A 19,587-nucleotide genomic window follows, 5' to 3' on the forward strand; every position below is an offset into this window, starting at 1 on the left:
CTTACTCGATGCAATGGGATGAAACGCGAAGGCCGAGCTTGGGTTCAAGGCTTTGAGCCTGTATGGCCCCGGCATGCCATCTTCAGAGATCACCGTGGATGCTCGGGGACATCGCTGTCCTGTTCCGACACTGCGCCTTCGCCGTGCGCTGGAAGACGCTCCGGCTGGGGCCGAGGTGCGGCTCTACGCCGACGACCCGCTCGCCCGGATCGACGTCCCGCACTTTGCGGCCAACGCCGGTTTCACGGTCCTGGAAGTCGCCGAAGACGGCGGCGTTCTCAGTTTTCTGATCGCGAAACCAGCCTAGGCTTCTCTCGCCCGTCGGTTAGCAGCGGCAGGGAGCGCCGCTGGTTAAGCACGATCTCGATCTCCGTGGCGAACGCGCCCCCAAAAAACACAGCGTTCACGCTCCAAGACAGCCAGATCAGGAAGACGACGACCGCGGCCACCGAGCCGTAGGTCGCGCCGAGGTGGGCGATCTGTTCCACATAGAAGGCGCTGGCCCACGATACGAACAGGCAGAGGATCGCCGCTGAGGCGCCGCCGAGGATCGAGGCTCGCCAATCGACGGGCCGACTGGACATCGCGAACCGGTAGATCAGGCTCATCGCGAAGGTCAGGCCGATGCTCGCCCAGGTCCACTCGCTGTAGAGCCAGGGCACCCCAGCCAGGGGCTTGAGGTCAAACGCGGCGGCCACGAACCGGAAATAGAAGAAGACCACGGAGAAGAACGCCATCATCGCGAAGGCGGCGAACAACACGCCGAGCGCCAACAGGTTGAAGCCCAGGAAACCCCTGGGCGCCTCGTCGTCGTGAATGAACGACAGCCCCGCCAGCAACGCCTTGAAGCCGCGATGGGCGGCATAGCCGCCGACCACGAGCGCCACGATGCTCTGGGTCGATACGGCCTGGAATGGAGCGTGAGCCAGCCGCTCAAGCTCGCCTTGGAACAGGCTCTGGGCCCCCGCCGGCATCAGCCTGGCAAGCATCTCGGCCTGATGGGCCGCGGTGCTGGGGTCAGCGAGCAAACTGTAAACGCCGATACTGATCGCCAGCGCCGGGAATACCGCCAGCATGACGAAGAACGACACTCCGCCCACATAGAGCATCACGTCCCGACCCCAGAGCCGGCTCAAGGCTCGCGCGGTGATGATCAGTGCCAGCCGCGCCCAGTGCGACGGGTCCCAATCGATCTCTCGCAAGTGATGGATTCTCTGGCGGATCGACATGCGGCGGAAGGTGATCAAGGTCGCACGTACGCGCAAGCGATCATCGCGTGAGCCGCAGAGGTGAAACGACGCGCCGGTCCCTTGCGGGAAGCCGGCGCGTCGCCGATGGGCGTGTCGTTCCACCGGACGGGCCGCCGCGTCGAGGGACGGGAGATTGCGGCGGCCAATCTGGAGGCACTTTCGGCCCCAGTGGCTGAACCCTGGCTGAACGGCGTTCGCGGAACTCGTTCATCTTCGTGACAAGCTGTCATCCAACCTTCACGGAACCGTCAAAGAAGGATGTTAGCCGCACAATCTACATTGGTGCGGAGCCATCCCATGAAGACTTTCGCCTATCTCGCCGTCGTCGCCGTCGCCTTGAGCGCCTGCGGACAACAACCTTCCAAGGGCGGCGCCGAAAAGGCGGCTGGCCCAAGCGCTAGCGGCCGCGACCAGGTGTGGGCCGCCGGTTCGTCCACCGTCTTCCCGTTCGCCACCCGCGTGGCCGAAAACGTCGCCAAGACCACAGGCGGCCGTCCGGCGAAGGTCGAAAGCCTTGGCACCGGCGGCGGCTTCAAGCTGTTCTGCGGCGGCAGCGGCGCCGGTTTCCCTGACGTCGCCAACGCCTCGCGCCCGATCAAGAAGTCCGAGTTCGAGCAGTGCGGCGCCAACGGCGTCACCGACATCGTCGAGATCAAGATCGGCTATGACGGTATCGTGATCGCCAACGCCAAGTCGGGCCCGACCTACAACTTCAAGCTCGATCAGGTTTATCGCGGCGTCGCGGCAGAGCTCCCCTCGCCTACCGGCTTCGCCAAGAACACCTACAAGAACTGGAAGGATGTCGATGCGTCCCTCCCGGCCCAGGCGATCCTCGTCTATGGCCCGCCGCCGACCTCCGGCACTCGTGACGCCTTTGTCGAGCTTGGCCTCGAAAAGGGCGCTCGCATGATCCCGACCCTCGACACCCTGCACGGCAAGGACGAAGAGGCCTTCAAGGCCCGCGCCCACACCATCCGCGGCGATGGCGCCTGGGTCGACGCCGGCGAGAACGACAACGCCATCGTCCAGACGCTGACCAAGACCCCGAACGCGTTGGGCGTCTTCGGCTACTCGTTCCTCGAGAATAACATGGACACGGTGAAGGCCGCCACGATCGACGGCGTCGCCCCGACCTTCGAAACCATCTCGAACGGCAGCTACCCGGTGTCGCGCTCGCTCTACATCTACGTGAAGAAGGCCAACATCGGCGTGACGCCTGGCCTGCGCGAGTTCGTGAACGCCTTCGTGTCGGACGCCGCCACTGGCAAGGGCGGCTATCTGCAGCAACGCGGTCTGATCCCGCTGGCGGCTGACGCTCACGCCGCTCAGAAGGAAGCTGCGACGGCCCTGACCTCGATGGCCGCGCCGGCGAAGTAAGACCTACGACATCTCCGGATCGGCCCCGGCCGATCCGGAGCATGACGCAACTAGCTGGCCAGTGCGCCCGACGCCTTCAACGCTTCGATGGCGGCCGGCGAGAAGCCCCAGTCTCCCAACGCCTCCTGATCGTGCGCGCCGATAGCGGGCGGCGGGCCTTGGATCGCGCCCGGCGTGGCCGAGAACCTCGGCGCGGGGGCCGGCTGGATCACGCCTTCCAATTCCACGAAGGTCTTCCGCGCCACATTGTGCGCGTGCTTGGGCGCCTCATCGAGATCGAGCACCGGCGCGAAACAGACGTCCGTAGCGTCCATGATCTCGCACCACTCGGCCTGGGTCTTCTGGGCGATCACGTGGCCCAGCTTCTCGCGCAGCGAATCCCAGCTGCCGCGATCCATCTGCGCCGCGAACTCGGGATCGTTGATCCCCGTCTTCTCCAGCAGCAGGGCATAGAACTGCGGTTCGATCGAGCCGATCGAGATCCACTTGCCGTCAGCGCACTGATAGGTGTCGTAGAAGTGGGCGCCGCCATCCAGCAGGTTGCCCCGCCGCTCGTCCTTCCACATGCCGCCGGCCTTGAAACCGTAGAACATGGACATCAGCGAAGCTGCGCCGTCGCTCATGGCGCAGTCGATTACCTGACCGCGGCCGGTCGAGCGTGCATTCAGAACACCGGCCAGCAGGCCAAAGGCGAGATAGAGCGCCCCGCCGCCGAAATCGCCGACCAGATTGAGCGGCGGGATCGGCTTGTCCTTCGTGCCAATGGCGTGCAGCGCCCCGGTGATGGCGATGTAGTTCATGTCATGGCCGGCGGCGTTGGCGTAGGGGCCGAACTGGCCCCAGCCGGTCATCCGCCCATAGACCAGCTTGGGATTGCGCTTCAGCGCCACGTCCGGTCCCAGCCCCAGTCGTTCCATCACGCCCGGCCGGAAGCCCTCGAAGACCGCATCGGCGCCCTCCATCAGCTTCAGGCAGGTCTCGATGGCGTCCGGGTTCTTGAGATCCAGCCCGATGGACCGACGGCCCCGGCTGGTGATGTCGGCGGGCGAGGCCCGCCCCTTGCCCTTGCGGTCGATCCGCACGACGTCCGCGCCCAGATCCGACAGCAGCATGCCGCAGAATGGCCCAGGCCCGATGCCCGCAAACTCCACGACCTTCAGCCCCGAAAGCGGTCCCTGGCCCATGCGTCGTCTCCCTTGATTGTGGTTCGCAGCCTAGAGGCTATGACGTCCCGTCAGCCAACCGTCAGCCGCCGCCTGGCAGCGACTGGCCATCATCGATGGTGATGACCGTGCCAGTGATCGCCCGTCCCGCGGGGCCGCTCAGCATCAACAGGGCGGCGTCGAGATCTTCGGCCTCCATCAGCCGGCGCCGGGGAAAGGCCTTCATCTGCTTCTGGCCACCCTCGGTCTTGAACCAGTCGGCATTGATGTCGGTCTCGATGTAGCCGGGGCAGATCGCGTTGACCGCCACGCCCCGCCGCGCCCACTCTCGGGCGAGCCCGCGTGTCAGCATCGCCACCGACGCCTTCGAGGCGCAGTACGCCGACAGACCCGGCAGTACGGTGTGCGAGGCGATGGAGGCGATGTTGATAATCCGGGCCTCGCCCCGCTCGGCCACGCCGGAGGCGATCATTCGCTTGGCCGCCTGCTGGGCCGCGAAGAAAACCCCGCGAACATTGACGTCAAACGTACGGTCCCAGTCCTCGATCGAGAGGTCGAGGGCAAGCCCCTCCCCGCCGACCCCGGCGTTGTTCACCAGGATCGAGATCGGCCCGAGTGCAGTCTCCACCTCGTCGAGAGCTGGACCAATGGAGCCGGCGTCCGCGACGTCCAACCGCAACGCCATCGCAGTCCCGCCGGCGCCTGCAATCTCCCCGGCGTGGTTCTCCACAAGATCGAGTCGGCGGGCCGTCAAAGCGACCGCTGCGCCCGCTTCAGCCAAAACTCTCGCGAAATGCGCGCCCAGGCCGCCTGACGCGCCCGTAATCACCGCCACTTGGCCCTTTAGGCTCTGTTCCATAGCCGTCCTCCCGGTCTTCCTGCGACGCGCGGTCGCTGTCGCCCACGCCCTGGGGCTGTATAGTCCTACCGTGCTTCGATTCCCGCCCTCCCTGGGTGAGGGCGAGATTAGGATTCCGAGGAATGACGGCTGGCGTCCAGGCGCGCGTCTTGATTGTTGCACGCGACGACGCCCTAGCGGGTCCTCTCGCAGAGGGTCTGGACCGGCTTGGCTGGCGCACAGTGACCGCACGCGGCCCATATGCCGCGTTAGCGGCGTTGGGCGACCTCACCATTGAAGCGGCGATCATCGACTTGGCCAGCGGCGGGCACGAAGCCCTGACCATGGCTCGGCGCTTGAAAGCGGCCTACGGCGCGCGCCGCTTACCGGTCATCGCCATCGGCGATCCCAGCCCGGAACTCGAGACCTATGATTTCGACCTGACGGTCGCCGCCCCCCTCCATCCCGCCCAGGCGGCGACGCGATTGGAAACCCTGGTCCGGACCGCCGTCGCCGAGGAGGAGTTCGAGCTCCGACTGGCGACCTTCGCCGATCGCGGGCGTCAGCTTGATCGTCCCGAGGTCGACACCAGTCCCTTCCAGGTCCTGGCGATTGGCGAGCCCGCCCCACAGTTCCTGGCCCTGGCCAACGCCTTGACCCGGTCCGGCGCTGAAGTGGTCGGGGCCTTCACCGCCTATACGGCCTTCGACTATTTGCATGAGCGGCCGTTCGATGCGGTCGTGCTGTGGGCTGGCGACACCAGCCAGGAGGCGCTTTCGATCGCCGCCGGCATGCGCCGTAACACCCGCCTCTATCACACGCCCGCCTTGCTCTATATGCGCCAGGAGAGCTTCGTCACGGCCTCGGAGGCCTATCATCGCGGAGTGTCCGACGTCGCCTCGCCGGAGACGCCCGAGACCGAAACCGCGCGGCGTGTCCTCGAATTGGCCCGCAGCTACCGCCACCACATGTCGGTCCGCCGGGCGCTGGAAAAAGCTCGCACCTCGGGCCTAATGGACGCCGCCACCGGCCTATTCACCCGCGATCTGTTCGCGCTGCATGCCGCGCGACTGGCGCATGCAGCCCGGGCGCGCGGTCGTCCGCTCTCGGTCTGTGTGCTCAAACTCGCAGAGCGGACCGACGTTTCGCATGCACGCGCCGGCGGCTGGCTCGATCGGGCCATCCCGCAGATCGGCTCGATGATCGGCCGCCTCGTCCGTGTCGAAGACACCGCAGCGCGTCTTGGCCCAGAGCTCTTCGCCCTCGCCCTTCCCGCCACCGGCAAGGCTTCGGCCCGCGCCGCCGGTGAACGGATCGCCGCTGTCATCGGCTGCACCGCCTTCGAGGCCGGCGACGGCAAACCGCCGTTCGTCGTCGATTTCGATATCGGCGTCGCTGATGTGACCTCGGCCGAGACGGTCGGCAAGGCCCTTGAGGAAGCTGCGGCTCGCGCCCAGAAAAAGGCCGGCTGATGGACCCTCCGGACACGGCGGGCCACTGGACCTACCTTGTCCCGATCATCGCCATCGTGGTGATCGTTCTGCGCGGCGTTCGAACGCGAAACCTGCGGATCGAGCGCATGTGGATCATGCCGACGCTGATCCTCGGAGGCGTCGTGTTCAGCCTGTCCTCGCAAACCACGCCCAGGTTCATGGTGCTGGTGGCGGAGGTCTTCGCCCTAGGGATGGGCATGGGCGTCGGATGGTGGCGCGGACGCGCCACGATCATCGCCATCAACCCCGAGACACACGCCCTGACAAGCAAGGCCTCCCCGCTCGCCATGGCGCTGGTCGCCGGCGTGTTCCTGCTGCGCTTTTCGTTCCGCGACTACGCCATCGGCCACGCCGCTGACCTGCACATCACCCCGGTTGAGATCACCGACATCTTCCTGCTGTTCGCCGCCGGCGTGGTTTGCGCCCAACGCCTGGAGATGTGGATCCGCGCGCGCCGGCTGCTGGCGGCCGCGCAGGCGTCTCGAGGTTTATGAGGTCAGGTATCCGGTCCGAGGGCTGGCATGCTCTGAAGGCTGTTCCCGATTGCCTGCAGCTCCTCGGCCTTTGACTTCAGGACCGCCGCACAACGCTTGAGTTCACTCACGAACTTGGGAGCGTTCAGTTTGCCTACCTCAAGCCGCAGGCCGCTTTCGATGTCCGAGCCGGGGGCGCGCCCCTCAATCCGGCCGAGGAAATAGAAAACCCCTGCGCCGGCGGCCATAGTCGCGTCAGAGATCGGCCTCTTCCGAGGCGGCGACTGAGAACACAGCGACGCACCTGAGGTCGTTTGACGTCTCAACGTCCTGCGCCGCCGCGGCGCTCGCCAAGAATAGCGCTGAGGCCAGAGCCGCGGCGGTGATGATCTTTTGCACGAACGTTCCCCCAAACCTGACGCTGCAACCTAGAGCAGCGCCACGTCGAGGCAAGCCCGCGCCTAGGCCGCCAGCTTCGCCAGTTCGCTCAGCACGCGTTCCGCAGCCGCCAGCCGCTGCTCGGGTGTTTCCCATTCACCCTTCACGACCACCTTGTGGTCGGGACGGATTTTCCAGGCGACTTGGTTCTTCTGGACGAAGCCGACCAGTCCCATGGCGTTCTTGAACTCGTCGCCACGGAACGTGACGACCGCCCCCTTGGGGCCGACGTCGATCTTGGCGACATTGGCCTCGCGGCATAGGCCCTTGATGGCCACGACCTTCAGCAGCTGACCAGCCTCCGGCGGCAGCGGACCAAAGCGGTCGATCATCTCGGCGGCCAAGGCTTCGCGATCGCCAGACTTCTCGGCGTCGGACAGACGGCGATAGAGCGACAGGCGTACGTTCAGGTCCGGCACATACTCTTCCGGGATCAGCACGGCTGCGCCGGTGTTGATCTGCGGCGACCAGCCACGGTCGGCCGCGCCGTCGCCCTTCCCGGCCAGTTCCTTCAGCTCGTTGACCGCATCTTCCAGCATCTGCTGGTAGAGCTCGACCCCAATCTCGCGGATGTGGCCGGACTGCTCCTCGCCCAGCAGGTTCCCCCCGCCGCGCTGGTCCAGGTCATGGCTGGCCAGTTGGAAGCCCGCGCCCAGGTTGTCGAGCGACTGCAACACCTTCAGCCGCCGCTCGGCCGACAAGGTGATCTGCTTCTCGGCAGGCGTGGTCAGATAGGCGTAGGCCCGCGCCTTGGCCCGGCCAACCCGGCCGCGAAGTTGGTACATCTGGGCCAGGCCAAACATGTCGGCCCGGTGCAAGACCATGGTGTTGGCGGTCGGAATGTCGAGGCCGCTCTCCACGATGGTCGTGGACAGCAGCACGTCGTATTGGCCCTCGTAGAAGGCGCTCATGACTTCTTCGAGCTGAGTGGGCGCCATCTGGCCGTGACCGACCACGAAGCGGACTTCGGGGACCTGGGTCCGCAGGAAACGTTCCAGTTCCGGCAGATCGGAGATCCGCGGCGCCACATAGTAGGCCTGGCCGCCGCGGTACTTCTCGCGCAGCAGCGCCTCGCGGATGACCACCTGGTCGAAGGGCGTGATGTAGGTCCGCACCGCCAGCCGGTCGACCGGCGGGGTGGCGATGATCGACATCTCGCGGATACCCGACAGCGACATCTGCAGCGTGCGCGGGATCGGCGTCGCGGTCAGGGTCAGCATGTGCACGTCAGTGCGAAGCTCCTTGAGCTTCTCCTTGTGCTTCACGCCGAAGTGCTGCTCCTCGTCGACGATCACGAGGCCGAGGTTCTTGAACCCGACCTGCTTGGACAGCACCGCATGGGTGCCGACGATGATCTCGACCTCGCCGTTCTTCAGTTCTTCGCGAGTCTCGGCCGCCTCCTTGGCGGGGACCAGACGCGACAGACGCCGCACCTTGATCGGCCAGCCCTGGAAACGCTCGGAGAAGGTCTTGAAGTGCTGGCGGGCCAGCAGGGTCGTCGGGGCGACGATCGCCACCTGTTGCCCGCTCATCGCCACCACGAACGCGGCGCGCAGGGCGACCTCGGTCTTGCCGAAGCCGACGTCGCCGCAGATCAAGCGGTCCATCGGCCGCCCAGCGCCCAGGTCTTCCAGGACATCGCCGATGGCGTTGAGCTGGTCTTCGGTTTCCTCGTACGGGAAGCGAGCGCAGAACTCATCGAACACGCCATGCGGCGGCACAATCGGGTCGGTGACCTTGGTCGCGCGCTCGGCGGCGATGCCGATCAGGCCCATGGCCATCTCGCGCAGTCGTTCCTTGGCCCGCGCCTTACGCGCTTGCCAGGCCGCGCCGCCCAGACGGTCCAGCTGGACGTTCTCGCCGTCCGAGCCGTAGCGGGTCAGCAGGTCGATATTCTCGACCGGCAGATAGAGCTTGGCCTCGCCGCCATATTGCAGTTCGAGGCAGTCGTGCGGCGCGCCTTGGACGTCGAGAGTCTTCAGCCCCTCATAGCGCCCGATCCCGTGATCGATATGCACCACCAGATCGCCGGGCGTCAGGGACGAGGCCTCGGCCAGGAAGTTCGACGCCCGACGCTTGCGGCGCGGACGCGCCAGTCGGTCGCCCAGGATGTCGGTTTCGGAAATGACCGCCAGGTTCTCGGTTTCGAAACCGGATTCCAGCGGCAACACCACCCGCTGAGGCGTCTTCGGATCGGCCGCCTTGGCCGCGTCCCAATACGGCGCGAGCGAGATGTTCTTCAGGCCGTGATCAGCCAGCATTGCGCCCAGGCGGTCCGATGAGCCATCTGACCACGACGCGAACAGAACGCGCTTGCCCTCAGCGGCCTTCTTGCGCGCGTGATCGGCGGTCGCCTCGAACAGATTGACCGAGTCCTGCTGGCGCTCGGCCACGAAGGTCCGGCCAAGGCGCGCACCCATATCGACGACCGTATCGCCCTCGACCTCCTGGAATGCCGAGAAGCGGCGCGTCGGCCGGGCGGCCAATCGCTCGCGCCACTCGTCGGCGTCCATGTAGAGCCGGTCGGGCGACAGCGGGTGATAGTGGACCTTGCGGTCGGCTTGGGCCCGACTGTCATAGGCGTCGGCGATCATCGACATCCGCTCTTCGCGGGCCGCGTCGGCAAGATGGTCGGTGGCGATCAGGGTGTTGTTGGGCAGGTAGTCCAGCAACGTCGCCATGTCCGGATAGAACAGTGGCAGCCAGTGCTCCATGCCCGCCCGCCGACCGCCTTCGCTGACGGTCTCATACAGCGGATCGCCGCCCGGAGCCCCGAACGTCTCGACATAGCCGCGCCGGAAGCGCGAGATCGCGTCCTTGTCCAGCAAGCACTCGCTCACCGGAAGCAGCGAGATATCCTTGAGCTGACGGGTCGAGCGTTGGGTTTCCGGGTCAAAGCCCCGGATCGATTCCAGCGTATCGCCGAACAGGTCAAGCCGCACAGGCTCCTCGGCGCTCGGCGGGAAGACATCGATCACGCCGCCCCGGATCGCGAACTCTCCGCGCTCCGAAACGGTCGACGCCCGCTGATAACCGTTGATCGCGAAATAGCGTTCGAGATCAGCGATTTCGACGACGTTCCCGACCTTGGCCGAATAGGCCGCGCCCTCGACCGTCGACTTGGGCGGGACCCGCTGCAGAAGCGCCGGCACGGTCGTCACCAGCAGCGCCGGCTTCTTGGCGTCCAGCCCCTTGGCCAACCGAGCCAGGGTCGTCATCCGCTCAGCGGCGACGCCCGGCGACGGGCCGATGCGGTCGTAAGGCAGGCAGTCCCACGACGGGAACCGCAAGATCTGCACCTGGGGCGAGAAGAACGTGAAGGCGTCGATGAACGCGGACAGTCGCGATCCGTCACGCGCGACGAAGACGGTCAGGCCGCCACGCGCCTTGACGATGTCGGCCATCACCAGGGCGTCAAAGCCCTCTGGCGCGCCCACGAGGTCGAGACGCCCCGGATCCTGAGCTATTCGCCGATGGTCTGCCGCCGTCGGCGCCCGCGCGCCGTCAGCCGCCATGGTCCTCTCCGCGAGCCTCAAAGGCCTCGAACCGGAAGGTTTTGATCATCTGCATGATTTCACCGTCGAACTCGGGCGGGGTCGGCGTCCGCTCTACGATCCACTCGTAGAGGTCCTGGTCGGCCTCCTCCATCAACGCCTCGAAGGCGTCGAGCTGGCCGTCGCTCAGCGTCCCGGCATAGCGATCCGCGAACGGCCCCAGGATGAGGTCCGCTTCCCGAAAGCCCCGGTGCCAAGCCCGGAACTTCACTTTTTTCAGTCGTGTTTCGTGGGTGTTCATGAGGGAGGGCCGATATAGGCCCCCCCGCCCGTCCACGCCAGGGGCGATCAGCCCCAATCGCCTCCACGCCATGTGAAAGCCACGTCCTTGAAGGGCGTATCTCCCACTTGCAGCGCGCCCGCCGCGACAGTCGCCCCGTCCTTGCCCTTGGTCGCCTTGGACTTTTTCAGCGCCGCCGGATCGATCTTCACATCCATTCGCACCTCGCCCAGCTTGGGATGCTTGCCCACCAGCCTGACCCGGTCGTCGGTCACGGCGTAGGCTTCGGGCAGCACTTTCAGCTTCACCGAATAGGTGACGTTGCCCAGGGCGTTCTTGCGGGCCGGACTGGTGACGTCCACGAACTCCAGCATGACCGGGCCATAGGTCTTGGTCCGGTCGCCCTTCTCCCAGTCGCCGAAGCCTTGCTGTCCGGCGATGTGGAGGTTGTCGAGCCGGTAGTCTCCGATCTTCACCTCGCCGACCGGCAGGTAATATCCAAACTGATCGTCGCCCTTGGGCTTCGTGAAGCCGGTGAAACTGGCATCGACCGGGACCGCTGGCGGAGCCGCGGGCGCCGCCACCTCGGCGGTCTTAGCGGCGTCTGGAGATTGGCCGCAACCGGCCAGAAGAACGACGGCAGCCGTCGCGACGAGCGCGCTACGCATTTGGATTCCCCCCAATGTTTGAAAGAAGATCATCACGGGCGCCGCACCCTGTCCATGGTCGCGCTATGTTCCTGCCATGCGGCCTGAGATTCTATTCCCGCTTTACGCGCCCATCACCTCGCTGAAGGGGGTCGGCGTGCGCGTGGCTCCCTTGCTCGAAAAGCTGGCGGGTCCGGTCGTGCGCGACGTCCTGTTCCTCGCCCCCCATTCAGTAGTCCAGCGCACGCGCGCCAGCGTGAACACTGCGCTCGAGGGCGCTACCCAGATCTTCGAAGTGCAGATCGACGCCTTCAAAAGACCCCGCAGCCCCCAGCAACCCTGGCGCGTGGAAACCTATGACGGGACCGGCGTCCTCAGCCTGGTCTTCTTTGGCAGTTTCGGCGGCCAGCTTGAGCAGAAGCATCCTCTAGGCGCCAAGCGGGTCGTCAGCGGCAAGGTCGAGCGCTTCGGCCTGAACCTGCAGATCGCCCATCCCGACTACATTCTGCCCCCCGAACGGGTGGACGAGATCCCCCTCTTCGAAGCGATCTATCCCGCCACCGCGGGCGTCCCGGCTCGAACAGTCCGCAAGTTCGTGCTGGAGGCCCTGGAGCGAACCCCCGAACTGCCCGAGTGGCAGGATGCCGCGTGGCTGGCCCGCGAGCAGCTTCCGAGCTGGCGCGAGGCCTTGGTCCGGCTCCACTCCCCTGCTGGCGAAATCGACCTGGCGCCGCAGACCCCGCATGTCCGCCGCCTGGCCTATGACGAGCTGCTGGCGCACCAACTGGCCATGGCTCAGCGCAAGGCTGATCGCCGCCGCGAGCCGGCCGCGAAAATCACGCCCGCCGAGATCTCCGCCAAGATACGCACCGACCTGCCCTTCGCCCTGACTGGCGCCCAGGAACGCGCCCTGGCCGACATTCGCCATAACTTCGCCGCCGGCGAGCGCATGAGCCGCTTGATCCAGGGCGACGTCGGCTCCGGCAAGACCGTCGTCGCCATGCTCGCCATGGCGGACGTCGCGGGCGGCGGGGGGCAAAGCGCGCTGATGGCGCCGACTGAGATCCTCGCCCGCCAGCATTTCGAAACCTTGTCGGGGCCGTTGTCCGACCACGGGATCAGCGCCGTCCTGCTCACGGGCCGCGACAAGGGCCTGGCCCGCGCCGAGAAGCTGCGCGCCCTGGCCTCCGGCGCGGTGCAAGTGGCCGTCGGCACCCATGCGCTCTTCCAGGACGACGTAAATTTCCAGCGCCTGCAATTGGCTGTGGTCGACGAGCAGCATCGCTTCGGCGTGGCCGAACGCCAGCGGCTCCAGGCCAAGGGCGAGGCGGTGCATCTGATCGCGATGTCAGCGACTCCAATCCCGCGAACTCTGGAACTGACGGTCTATGGCGACCTGGACGTCTCGCGGATCGACGAGAAGCCGCCGGGCCGGACGCCCGTCGCCACCCGCGCCGTCCCGATGAGCAGGGTCGAGGAGGTGGAGGCTCGCCTGCGCGACGTCGTCGCCCAGGGCGCTCAGGCGTTCTGGATCTGCCCGTTGGTCTCCGAATCCGAACTCATTGACCTGAAGGCCGCCGAAAAGCGCGCGGCCGAATTGCGCCAGAAGATCGGCCCCGGCGTTGGCCTAGTCCACGGTAAGATGACCGGCCCGGAGAAGGACGCCGTCATGGCAGACTTCGCCGACGGCAAGATCAGCCTGTTGGTCGCCACAACGGTTGTCGAGGTCGGGGTCAATGTGCCGAACGCCACGATCATGGTGATCGAGCAGGCCGAACGCTTCGGCCTGGCGCAGCTCCATCAATTGCGAGGCCGGGTAGGTCGAGGCTCGCGCGAGAGCGCCTGCGTCTTGCTCTACGACCCACCGCTGTCGGAGACGGCCCAGAAGCGGCTCGACATCCTGCGACGCACCGACGACGGCTTCCAGATCGCGGAGGTGGACCTTGAGCTGCGCGGCGGCGGCGATGCGCTCGGCCTGCGCCAATCGGGGTTCCCCGCCTATGTCTTCGCCGACCCCATCGCGCACCGCGACCTTATCGCGACGGCCGGAGACGATGCCCGGATGATCGTCGATCGCGACCCCGAACTGACCTCAGATCGCGGCAAGGCGTTGCAGGTCCTGCAGGAACTCTTCGACTGGCGCCCCGGATCGCCGCTCAAGGATGCGGGCTAGGCCCCCAACCCTCGTCAGCTGACCTTCACCATGCGCTTGCCGCGGTTCTCGCCCGCCAACAGGCCGACCAGCGCCGAGGGCGCGTTCTCTAGCCCGTCGACTACATCCTCCAGCACTTTCAGCTTGCCGCCCTCGACCCAGCTTTTCAGGTCCGAGAGGGCACCTTCTCGCTGCTCGTCGAAGTCCGAGACGATGAATCCTCGCACGTTCAGGCGTTTAGTGACGATCAGACCCGGCACCCCCCGCGGGCCGTGCGGCGGCGCTGCGCCATCGTACTGCGAGACCGCGCCGCAGCAGGCGATCCGGCCGAAATTGTTCATGTTGAACAGCGCCGCTTCGAAGATCTCGCCCCCGACATTGTCGAAATAGACGTCGATCCCATTTGGACAGGCCGCCCGCAGTGCACGGCGAACATCGCCGGCCTTGTAGTCCACAGCCTCGTCAAACCCCAGGTCGCTCTTGAGCCAGGCGCACTTCTCGGGGCCGCCGGCTATGCCCACAACCCGGCAACCCCGGATCTTGGCGATCTGCCCGACCAGCGATCCGACCGAGCCCGCCGCCGCTGAAACGACAACCGTTTCTCCCGCCTTCGGCTGTCCACATTCCAGCAGACCGAAATAGGCGGTTAGGCCGGCGACGCCATAGACGCTGAGCAAATGGGTGACCGGCTTCAGGTCGGGCAGTTTCGAAAGCGACTTGCCCGCCAGCACCGCGTAGTCCTGCCAACCGGTGTCGGCGAACACCAGATCGCCCTTCGTCAGGCCAGGTGTCTTGCCATCTACCACCTCGGCCAGAGAGCCCCCGGCCATGACGTCGCCCGCCGCTAGCGCCGCCCGATAGGTGGCCCCCTGCATCCACGCCCGGTTCGCCGCGTCCAGCGAGATGTAGCGCGTCTTCACCAGGACCTCGCCCTCCCCCGGCGCCGGGATCGCCGTCTCGGCCAGACGGAAGTGGTCAGACGACAGCTTTCCCTGTGGAAGCTGCTCAAGCACGATCTGACGATTGGTCATGGGGGTGTCTCCATCGGGGGCATGGGGACGGCACGATGGTCCTTGGCGAGGCCGCCGGTCAATCGACCTTATCCGATGATCAGCCGGACATGACGCTGACGGGTCAACCAGCTCCAAGACCAATCGAGCGCGACGGCCACCCGGTTGCGGAGACCGATCAGGAAGTAGATGTGCGCCAATCCCCAGAAGACCCAGCCCAACCATCCGGTCAGCCGAAACCCATCGAACCGCACCACGGCGGCGCTGCGCCCTATCGTGGCTAGGTCGCCGGCATGCCGATAGCGGAAGGCCCCAGGCGTCGGCCGTCCAGCTACTTGCGCCTCAATGACCAAGGCGGCGTGCCGCCCCGCCTGCTTGGCGGCTGGCGCGATGCCTGGCACGGGGACGCCGGCCGGTCCCGTCATCGAGGCGGCGTCGCCCACAACGAAGACGTTGGGATGTCCCTGTAGCGAGAGGTCCTCTTCCACTACCGACCGGCCGGCCCGGTCATGGGGCCCGGCCAAGTCCGCTGCGAGCGGCGAGGCCGCCACGCCGGCGGCCCAGATGACCGTGCTTGAGGCCAGTCTCTCGTCCCCCAGGTCGACGCCCTGCGCATCGCAGCCGGTGACGGCGGTCCGGGTCATCACGGTGACGCCCAGCCGCTCAAGCATCCTCGTCGCGTAAGCTGCGAGGCTCTCGGGGAACGCCGCCAGGATCCGCTCGCCAGCCTCGATCAGCACGACCTTCGCGTCACGCGGATCGACATTTCGGAAATCGCGGGCCAGGGCGTCGCGGGCCAACTCAGCCACCGCTCCGGCCATTTCCACGCCGGTGGGACCTCCGCCCACAATCACGAAGGTCAGCAGGCCTTCTCGCTCTGCGGCCGCCGCGTTCTCGGCGCGCTCAAAGGCGCCGAGCACTCGCCGGCGAATAGCTGTGGCGTCCTCGATACTCTTCAGCCCAGGCGCCCAATCGGCCCATTCTGGATGTCCAAAGTACGAGTGAGCCGCGCCCGTTGCGACCACCAGATAGTCGTAAGGCTGGTCGCCCGCCGTCGTCCGAACGGAGCCAGCGTCGAGATCGACTCCGGTGGCCTCGGCCAACAACACGCGGGCGTTGGCCTGTCGCCGCAAGAGGTGCCGGATTGGCCAGGCAATCTCCGATGGGGACAGGGCCGCAGTCGCCACCTGATAGAGCAGCGGCTGGAACAGGTGGTAGTTGCGGCGGTCGAGCACCGTCACGTCGACCGGCGCGTTCGCCAGTTCTCGCGCGGCGGCGAGCCCGCCAAAGCCACCGCCGACAATCACGACCCGGGGGCGAGGGACTGGCGACGATTGGCTCACACCAGATCCCCCTGCATTGCGCGCCTATCTCGGCGCGGCCGCGCGCTGGGTTTCCAGCGCCCCGACCCTGGCCTTCGCATCGGCCTCTATGTCGGCATAGAAGAGGTTATACGCTGCGGCCTTGCGCTGGTCGGTCCAGGAGCCGGACGGCCTTAGCGAGGAAGACTTCGGGCGCGACACTCGCAGCACCCCCTTCTCGCACCTCGCTGCGACCTGCCGCGTCAAAAAGGCCGGCCTGGCGCCCCACTCGAGCCCCGTGGCGTTAGCCGCACCCAGGCTGAGCCGCGCCGGCGCCGGCGCGTTGCTCGCCGCGCCCAACAAAGGATTGAAGCACAGCGGCACGCGCCCTTGTAGATTGACCAGCTGCCCATCCTGATCCCAGACCAGCGAGCGATCGAGTATGGCCTGGGCGCGCTCCGGCTCGCTTTCAAACACCGAAATCCACGCCGCGAGGCAGCCTGGTTGATCCCGCGCGATACAGGCCGGAATCGGCGGCGAATTCGCAGGTACAACGGTCTGGATCAAATAGGCCGCCGCGATGCGGGTCTTCAGCTTCGGATTTGTGGCCACTTCTTCGGCCAACAAGCGCGCCGCTAGACCGCCGCCCTGCTCCACCCCGACCACGACGAACGGCCGATCCTGATTGTAGTTGGCGACATAGTGCCGGAACGCTGCGACGACGTCGGAATAAGCGAAACGCCGCGCCTCCTTGGCGTCTTCGCGCAGGGTCATGAACGTATAGAGGCTGGCCTGACGGTAACGCGGCGCGAAGATCCTCCCGACCCTTACGAAGGGGCCGGCATAGTTCGGGGCCATCACTTGCCGGAACAGGCGGTCAGCCTTGGCGTCATCGATGGGCGCGTTCCAATGGCGACCGCCATCGAAGGTGGTCGGGCCAACGAAGAAGACGTCGGCGACGGGATCACTTGGCGACGGCGCGCCGGGGCTGGCGGGCAACAGGGCCCAGGCCGCCTTGGTCGCATAGTCCGGCGCGGGAGGCGGATCGTAGGTCTGGAACGGCTCCTTGGGATCAAGGCGCGTCCGCAGGATGTCGTCTCGCCAGACGAACGCCGCACCGGCCACGAGCAGCAACGCCAGGATCACCCCGGCCGTGACCAGTCGCTTGAACCCTTTCGGACGATCGGCCATGCCCGCCCTAGCCCTACCGGTACGGGTCGGGCTGCGAGAGGTAACGCCTCACATAGTCGCCGACGCCCTCTTCCAACCCAGTCATGGGCTGGTTGTAGCCGGCGGCCTGCAAGCGCTCCATATGGGCCTGGGTATAGTACTGGTACTTGTCCCGAATGGCCGGCGGCATAGGGGTGTACTCGATCTCCGGCGAACGATCGGCCGCAGCGAAGACCGCCTTGGCCATGTCCTCGAAGGTCCGCGCCGTGCCTGAGCCCAGGTTGTAGACCCCGTTGACCTGCTCGTTCTTGGACAGCCAGCCGACCACGTCGGCGACATCGCGCACATAGACGAAGTCACGCGTCTGTCCGCCGTCTGGCACCCCGTCGCGATAGGACTTGAACAGTTGTACGGCATGGCCGTCGCGGACCTTCGGCCAGATCTGCGAAGCGACCGACTTCATCGAGTGCTTATGCTCTTCGTTTGGTCCGTAGACGTTGAAGAACTTCAGGCCCACCCATTGCGGCGGCGCATAGTCGCGCGCGGCCTGGCGCGCGGCGAAAAGGTCGAACAGCGCCTTGGACCAGCCATCGGTGTCCAGCGGCCGCAGCGCGGCCAGCGACTCGATATCGTCACGATCCTCGAAGTCGGTGGCGTCGCCATAGGTCGCCGCCGACGAGGCGTAGATGAGCCGCCGTTGGCGATCGGCGCACCAACGGAACAGGTCACGGCTCAGGGTGAAATTGGCGTGGACGATCTTGTCGGCGTCCGGCTCGGTGGTCGAGGACACCGCGCCCATGTGAACCACCAACTCGATATCGCGCCAGCGCTTCTCCAGCCATTCGAACATCGCCTCCGGCGCCACGAAGTCACCGATCGGATGCTTGGCGATGTTGCGCCACTTACCGAGCTCGGCCTCGTGCAGCCAATCGCAGACCACAACATCCAGCGACGGGTCTTCAGCGAGCTTGGCGACGATGTTGGAGCCGATGAAACCGGCCCCGCCGGTGACGAAGATGATCCGACGCGTCATGCCTTCTCCTGCATTCGTGCAATGGCGGCCGTGGTGGAATAGCCGTCGACGATCTGCGCCAGCTTAACTTCCCCGCCGTAGGACTTCACGAAGTCCCCCCCGACCACTTCGCTTTCGGCGTAGTCGGCGCCCTTGATCAGCACGTCGGGCCGCGCCGCCTCGATCAGGCTGATCGGGGTGTCCTCGTCAAACGGCGCCACCAGGTCCACCGAACCCAGCCCCGCGAGCACCACGGCGCGACCTTCCAGGTCATTGACCGGCCGCCCCTCGCCCTTCAGCGCTCGCACCGAGCGGTCGGAATTCACGCCGACGATGAGCCGATCGCACCAGGCCCGCGCCTGAGCCAGATAGGCGACATGGCCCTTGTGCAGGATGTCGAAGCAGCCGTTGGTGAAGCCGACCTTCAGCCCCTTGGCGCGCCAGCGCGCGATCTCGTCGGCCATGCGCTGCGGCGTGACGATCTTGGCTTCGGCGGGTGCCATGTGAGCGCTGATCGAAGCCTCGATCATTTCCTCGGGGGTCACCACGGCGGTGCCGGCCTTGCCGACGGCCACGCCAGAAGCCAGCATCGCAAAACTGATCGCGTCGGCGATATCCACCTTGGCTGCCAAGGCCACGCCCAGCGCCGCCAGCGTCGTGTCGCCCGCGCCCGAGGCGTCGAACACCTCGCGCGGGACGCCCGGGAAGTGCCGGACAGCCTCGCCGCGCACCGCCAGCGAAATTCCCTTGGCAGCTCGCGTGACCAAGATCGCCTTGGCCTCGCATAGCGTCAGGGCATGAGCTAGCGCCGCCTCGATCTCGCCGTCCGTTGCGGTCGGCAGGTCGGTGGCGTGCGCCAGTTCGGCCGCGTTCGGCTTGACGATGTCGACGGCTCCGTAGCGCGCGAAGCTGCGAGCCTTAGAGTCGACGATCATCACCGCGCCCGAGGCCCGGCAGGCCTCGATGACGCCAGCCGTGACTACGCCCTTGCCATAGTCGGACAGCAGCACGACGCCCACATCGCGCGCCACGTCGCGCACGGTGCGGATCAACCGCTGCTCCACATCGCCGCTGGCCGGCCCGCTGGTCTCCATATCGACGCGCAGCAGTTGCTGACCGCCAGAAACAAAGCGCGTCTTCAGGGTGGTCGGACGACCTGCGTCGGTGACGACGAAGCCCTCGACGCCTTCCTCGGCCTTGATCAGGCGCAAGGCTTCCACGCCCTCGGCGTCGCCGCCGATCATGCCGACCAGGCAGACCTCACCGCCCAGGGCCGCGGCGTTGCGTGCCACATTGCCGACGGCGCCCAGCATCACCAGCTCGCGCTTGCGGGCCAGCACCGGAATCGGCGCCTCGGGCGAGACCCGCGTGACGTCGCCATAGACAAAGCGATCGACCATCAGGTCGCCGACGCAGGCGATCCTCGCGCCGGAGAGCGAGGACAGGATATGTTGAAGGGCCGAGAGGTCCATGGGCTCAGAGCCTACGC

At 66.4% G+C, this 19,587-nt stretch carries 18 protein-coding genes; 5 read left to right on the top strand and 13 right to left on the bottom strand.

Annotated elements, in window-relative coordinates:
- Positions 1 to 73: 73 nt before the first annotated feature.
- Entirely contained in the window at positions 74 to 307 is a 234-nt protein-coding gene (locus Q8M13_RS11340) for a sulfurtransferase TusA family protein (RefSeq protein ID WP_305300057.1), read from the top strand.
- On the opposite strand, the gene Q8M13_RS11345 is transcribed toward Q8M13_RS11340, so the two are convergent.
- Positions 279 to 1,265, bottom strand: a complete 987-nt coding sequence (locus Q8M13_RS11345; RefSeq protein WP_370870031.1) for a YihY/virulence factor BrkB family protein — start codon at positions 1,263 to 1,265, stop codon at positions 279 to 281. The genes Q8M13_RS11340 and Q8M13_RS11345 overlap by 29 nt on opposite strands.
- A gap of 282 nt (positions 1,266 to 1,547) precedes the next feature.
- Between Q8M13_RS11345 and Q8M13_RS11350 the strand changes: the two genes are divergently transcribed.
- Complete coding sequence (locus Q8M13_RS11350) at positions 1,548 to 2,627, top strand: substrate-binding domain-containing protein (RefSeq protein WP_305300058.1); 1,080 nt, start codon at positions 1,548 to 1,550, stop codon at positions 2,625 to 2,627.
- Positions 2,628 to 2,677: 50 nt separating this feature from the next.
- Here Q8M13_RS11350 and Q8M13_RS11355 read toward each other — a convergent pair whose 3' ends face one another.
- Together Q8M13_RS11355 and Q8M13_RS11360 are read right to left on the bottom strand one after the other, a co-directional pair.
- Complete coding sequence (locus tag Q8M13_RS11355) at positions 2,678 to 3,811, bottom strand: CaiB/BaiF CoA-transferase family protein (RefSeq protein WP_305300059.1); 1,134 nt, start codon at positions 3,809 to 3,811, stop codon at positions 2,678 to 2,680.
- 61 nt (positions 3,812 to 3,872) lie between these two features.
- Positions 3,873 to 4,649 (bottom strand): SDR family NAD(P)-dependent oxidoreductase, encoded by a 777-nt coding sequence (locus Q8M13_RS11360; RefSeq protein WP_305300060.1) that lies wholly within the window; start codon positions 4,647 to 4,649, stop codon positions 3,873 to 3,875.
- A gap of 122 nt (positions 4,650 to 4,771) precedes the next feature.
- Here Q8M13_RS11360 and Q8M13_RS11365 point away from each other — a divergent pair, with 122 nt between their 5' ends.
- Both Q8M13_RS11365 and Q8M13_RS11370 read left to right on the top strand, forming a co-directional pair.
- Positions 4,772 to 6,100, top strand: coding sequence for a diguanylate cyclase domain-containing protein (locus tag Q8M13_RS11365; protein WP_305300061.1), 1,329 nt, complete (start codon positions 4,772 to 4,774; stop codon positions 6,098 to 6,100).
- Positions 6,100 to 6,615, top strand: a complete 516-nt coding sequence (locus tag Q8M13_RS11370) for a CcdC protein domain-containing protein (RefSeq protein ID WP_305300062.1) — start codon at positions 6,100 to 6,102, stop codon at positions 6,613 to 6,615. The genes Q8M13_RS11365 and Q8M13_RS11370 overlap by 1 nt, the downstream gene beginning before the upstream one ends.
- A gap of 2 nt (positions 6,616 to 6,617) precedes the next feature.
- Here the strand turns inward: Q8M13_RS11370 and Q8M13_RS11375 are convergent, their stop codons facing one another.
- The 5 genes from Q8M13_RS11375 to Q8M13_RS11395 form a co-directional block, all read right to left on the bottom strand.
- Positions 6,618 to 6,842: a hypothetical protein gene (locus Q8M13_RS11375; protein ID WP_305300063.1), complete on the bottom strand. Its 225-nt coding sequence runs from the start codon at positions 6,840 to 6,842 to the stop codon at positions 6,618 to 6,620.
- A 7-nt stretch (positions 6,843 to 6,849) separates the two neighbouring features.
- Positions 6,850 to 6,993 carry a hypothetical protein gene (locus Q8M13_RS11380; RefSeq protein ID WP_305300064.1) on the bottom strand — a complete coding sequence of 48 codons (144 nt, stop codon included), beginning with the start codon at positions 6,991 to 6,993 and terminating at the stop codon, positions 6,850 to 6,852.
- A 62-nt stretch (positions 6,994 to 7,055) separates the two neighbouring features.
- Positions 7,056 to 10,547: a transcription-repair coupling factor gene (gene mfd / locus Q8M13_RS11385; protein ID WP_305300065.1), complete on the bottom strand. Its 3,492-nt coding sequence runs from the start codon at positions 10,545 to 10,547 to the stop codon at positions 7,056 to 7,058.
- Positions 10,537 to 10,827, bottom strand: coding sequence for a succinate dehydrogenase assembly factor 2 (locus Q8M13_RS11390; protein WP_305300066.1), 291 nt, complete (start codon positions 10,825 to 10,827; stop codon positions 10,537 to 10,539). The genes mfd and Q8M13_RS11390 overlap by 11 nt, the downstream gene beginning before the upstream one ends.
- Before the next feature lie 47 nt (positions 10,828 to 10,874).
- A complete protein-coding gene (locus Q8M13_RS11395) occupies positions 10,875 to 11,474 on the bottom strand; it encodes a hypothetical protein (protein WP_305300067.1) in 600 nt (199 codons plus the stop codon).
- A 76-nt stretch (positions 11,475 to 11,550) separates the two neighbouring features.
- Here Q8M13_RS11395 and recG point away from each other — a divergent pair, with 76 nt between their 5' ends.
- Positions 11,551 to 13,626: an ATP-dependent DNA helicase RecG gene (gene recG / locus Q8M13_RS11400; protein WP_305300068.1), complete on the top strand. Its 2,076-nt coding sequence runs from the start codon at positions 11,551 to 11,553 to the stop codon at positions 13,624 to 13,626.
- A gap of 14 nt (positions 13,627 to 13,640) precedes the next feature.
- Here recG and Q8M13_RS11405 read toward each other — a convergent pair whose 3' ends face one another.
- The 5 genes from Q8M13_RS11405 to rfaE2 all read right to left on the bottom strand — a co-directional run bounded on the left by Q8M13_RS11405 (position 13,641) and on the right by rfaE2 (position 19,570).
- Positions 13,641 to 14,636 (bottom strand): NADP-dependent oxidoreductase, encoded by a 996-nt coding sequence (locus Q8M13_RS11405; protein ID WP_305300069.1) that lies wholly within the window; start codon positions 14,634 to 14,636, stop codon positions 13,641 to 13,643.
- 68 nt (positions 14,637 to 14,704) lie between these two features.
- Positions 14,705 to 15,958 (bottom strand): NAD(P)/FAD-dependent oxidoreductase, encoded by a 1,254-nt coding sequence (locus tag Q8M13_RS11410; protein ID WP_305300070.1) that lies wholly within the window; start codon positions 15,956 to 15,958, stop codon positions 14,705 to 14,707.
- Between the two features lie 24 nt (positions 15,959 to 15,982).
- Positions 15,983 to 17,107 (bottom strand): DUF3089 domain-containing protein, encoded by a 1,125-nt coding sequence (locus Q8M13_RS11415; protein ID WP_305300071.1) that lies wholly within the window; start codon positions 17,105 to 17,107, stop codon positions 15,983 to 15,985.
- 13 nt (positions 17,108 to 17,120) lie between these two features.
- Positions 17,121 to 18,119 (bottom strand): ADP-glyceromanno-heptose 6-epimerase, encoded by a 999-nt coding sequence (gene rfaD, locus Q8M13_RS11420; RefSeq protein ID WP_305300072.1) that lies wholly within the window; start codon positions 18,117 to 18,119, stop codon positions 17,121 to 17,123.
- Positions 18,116 to 19,570, bottom strand: coding sequence for a D-glycero-beta-D-manno-heptose 1-phosphate adenylyltransferase (rfaE2, locus tag Q8M13_RS11425; protein WP_305300073.1), 1,455 nt, complete (start codon positions 19,568 to 19,570; stop codon positions 18,116 to 18,118). Before rfaE2 ends, rfaD begins: the two co-directional genes overlap by 4 nt.
- Positions 19,571 to 19,587: the final 17 nt, after the last annotated feature.

It is taken from the genome of Phenylobacterium sp., from assembly GCF_030681155.1.
Lineage (GTDB): Bacteria > Pseudomonadota > Alphaproteobacteria > Caulobacterales > Caulobacteraceae > Phenylobacterium.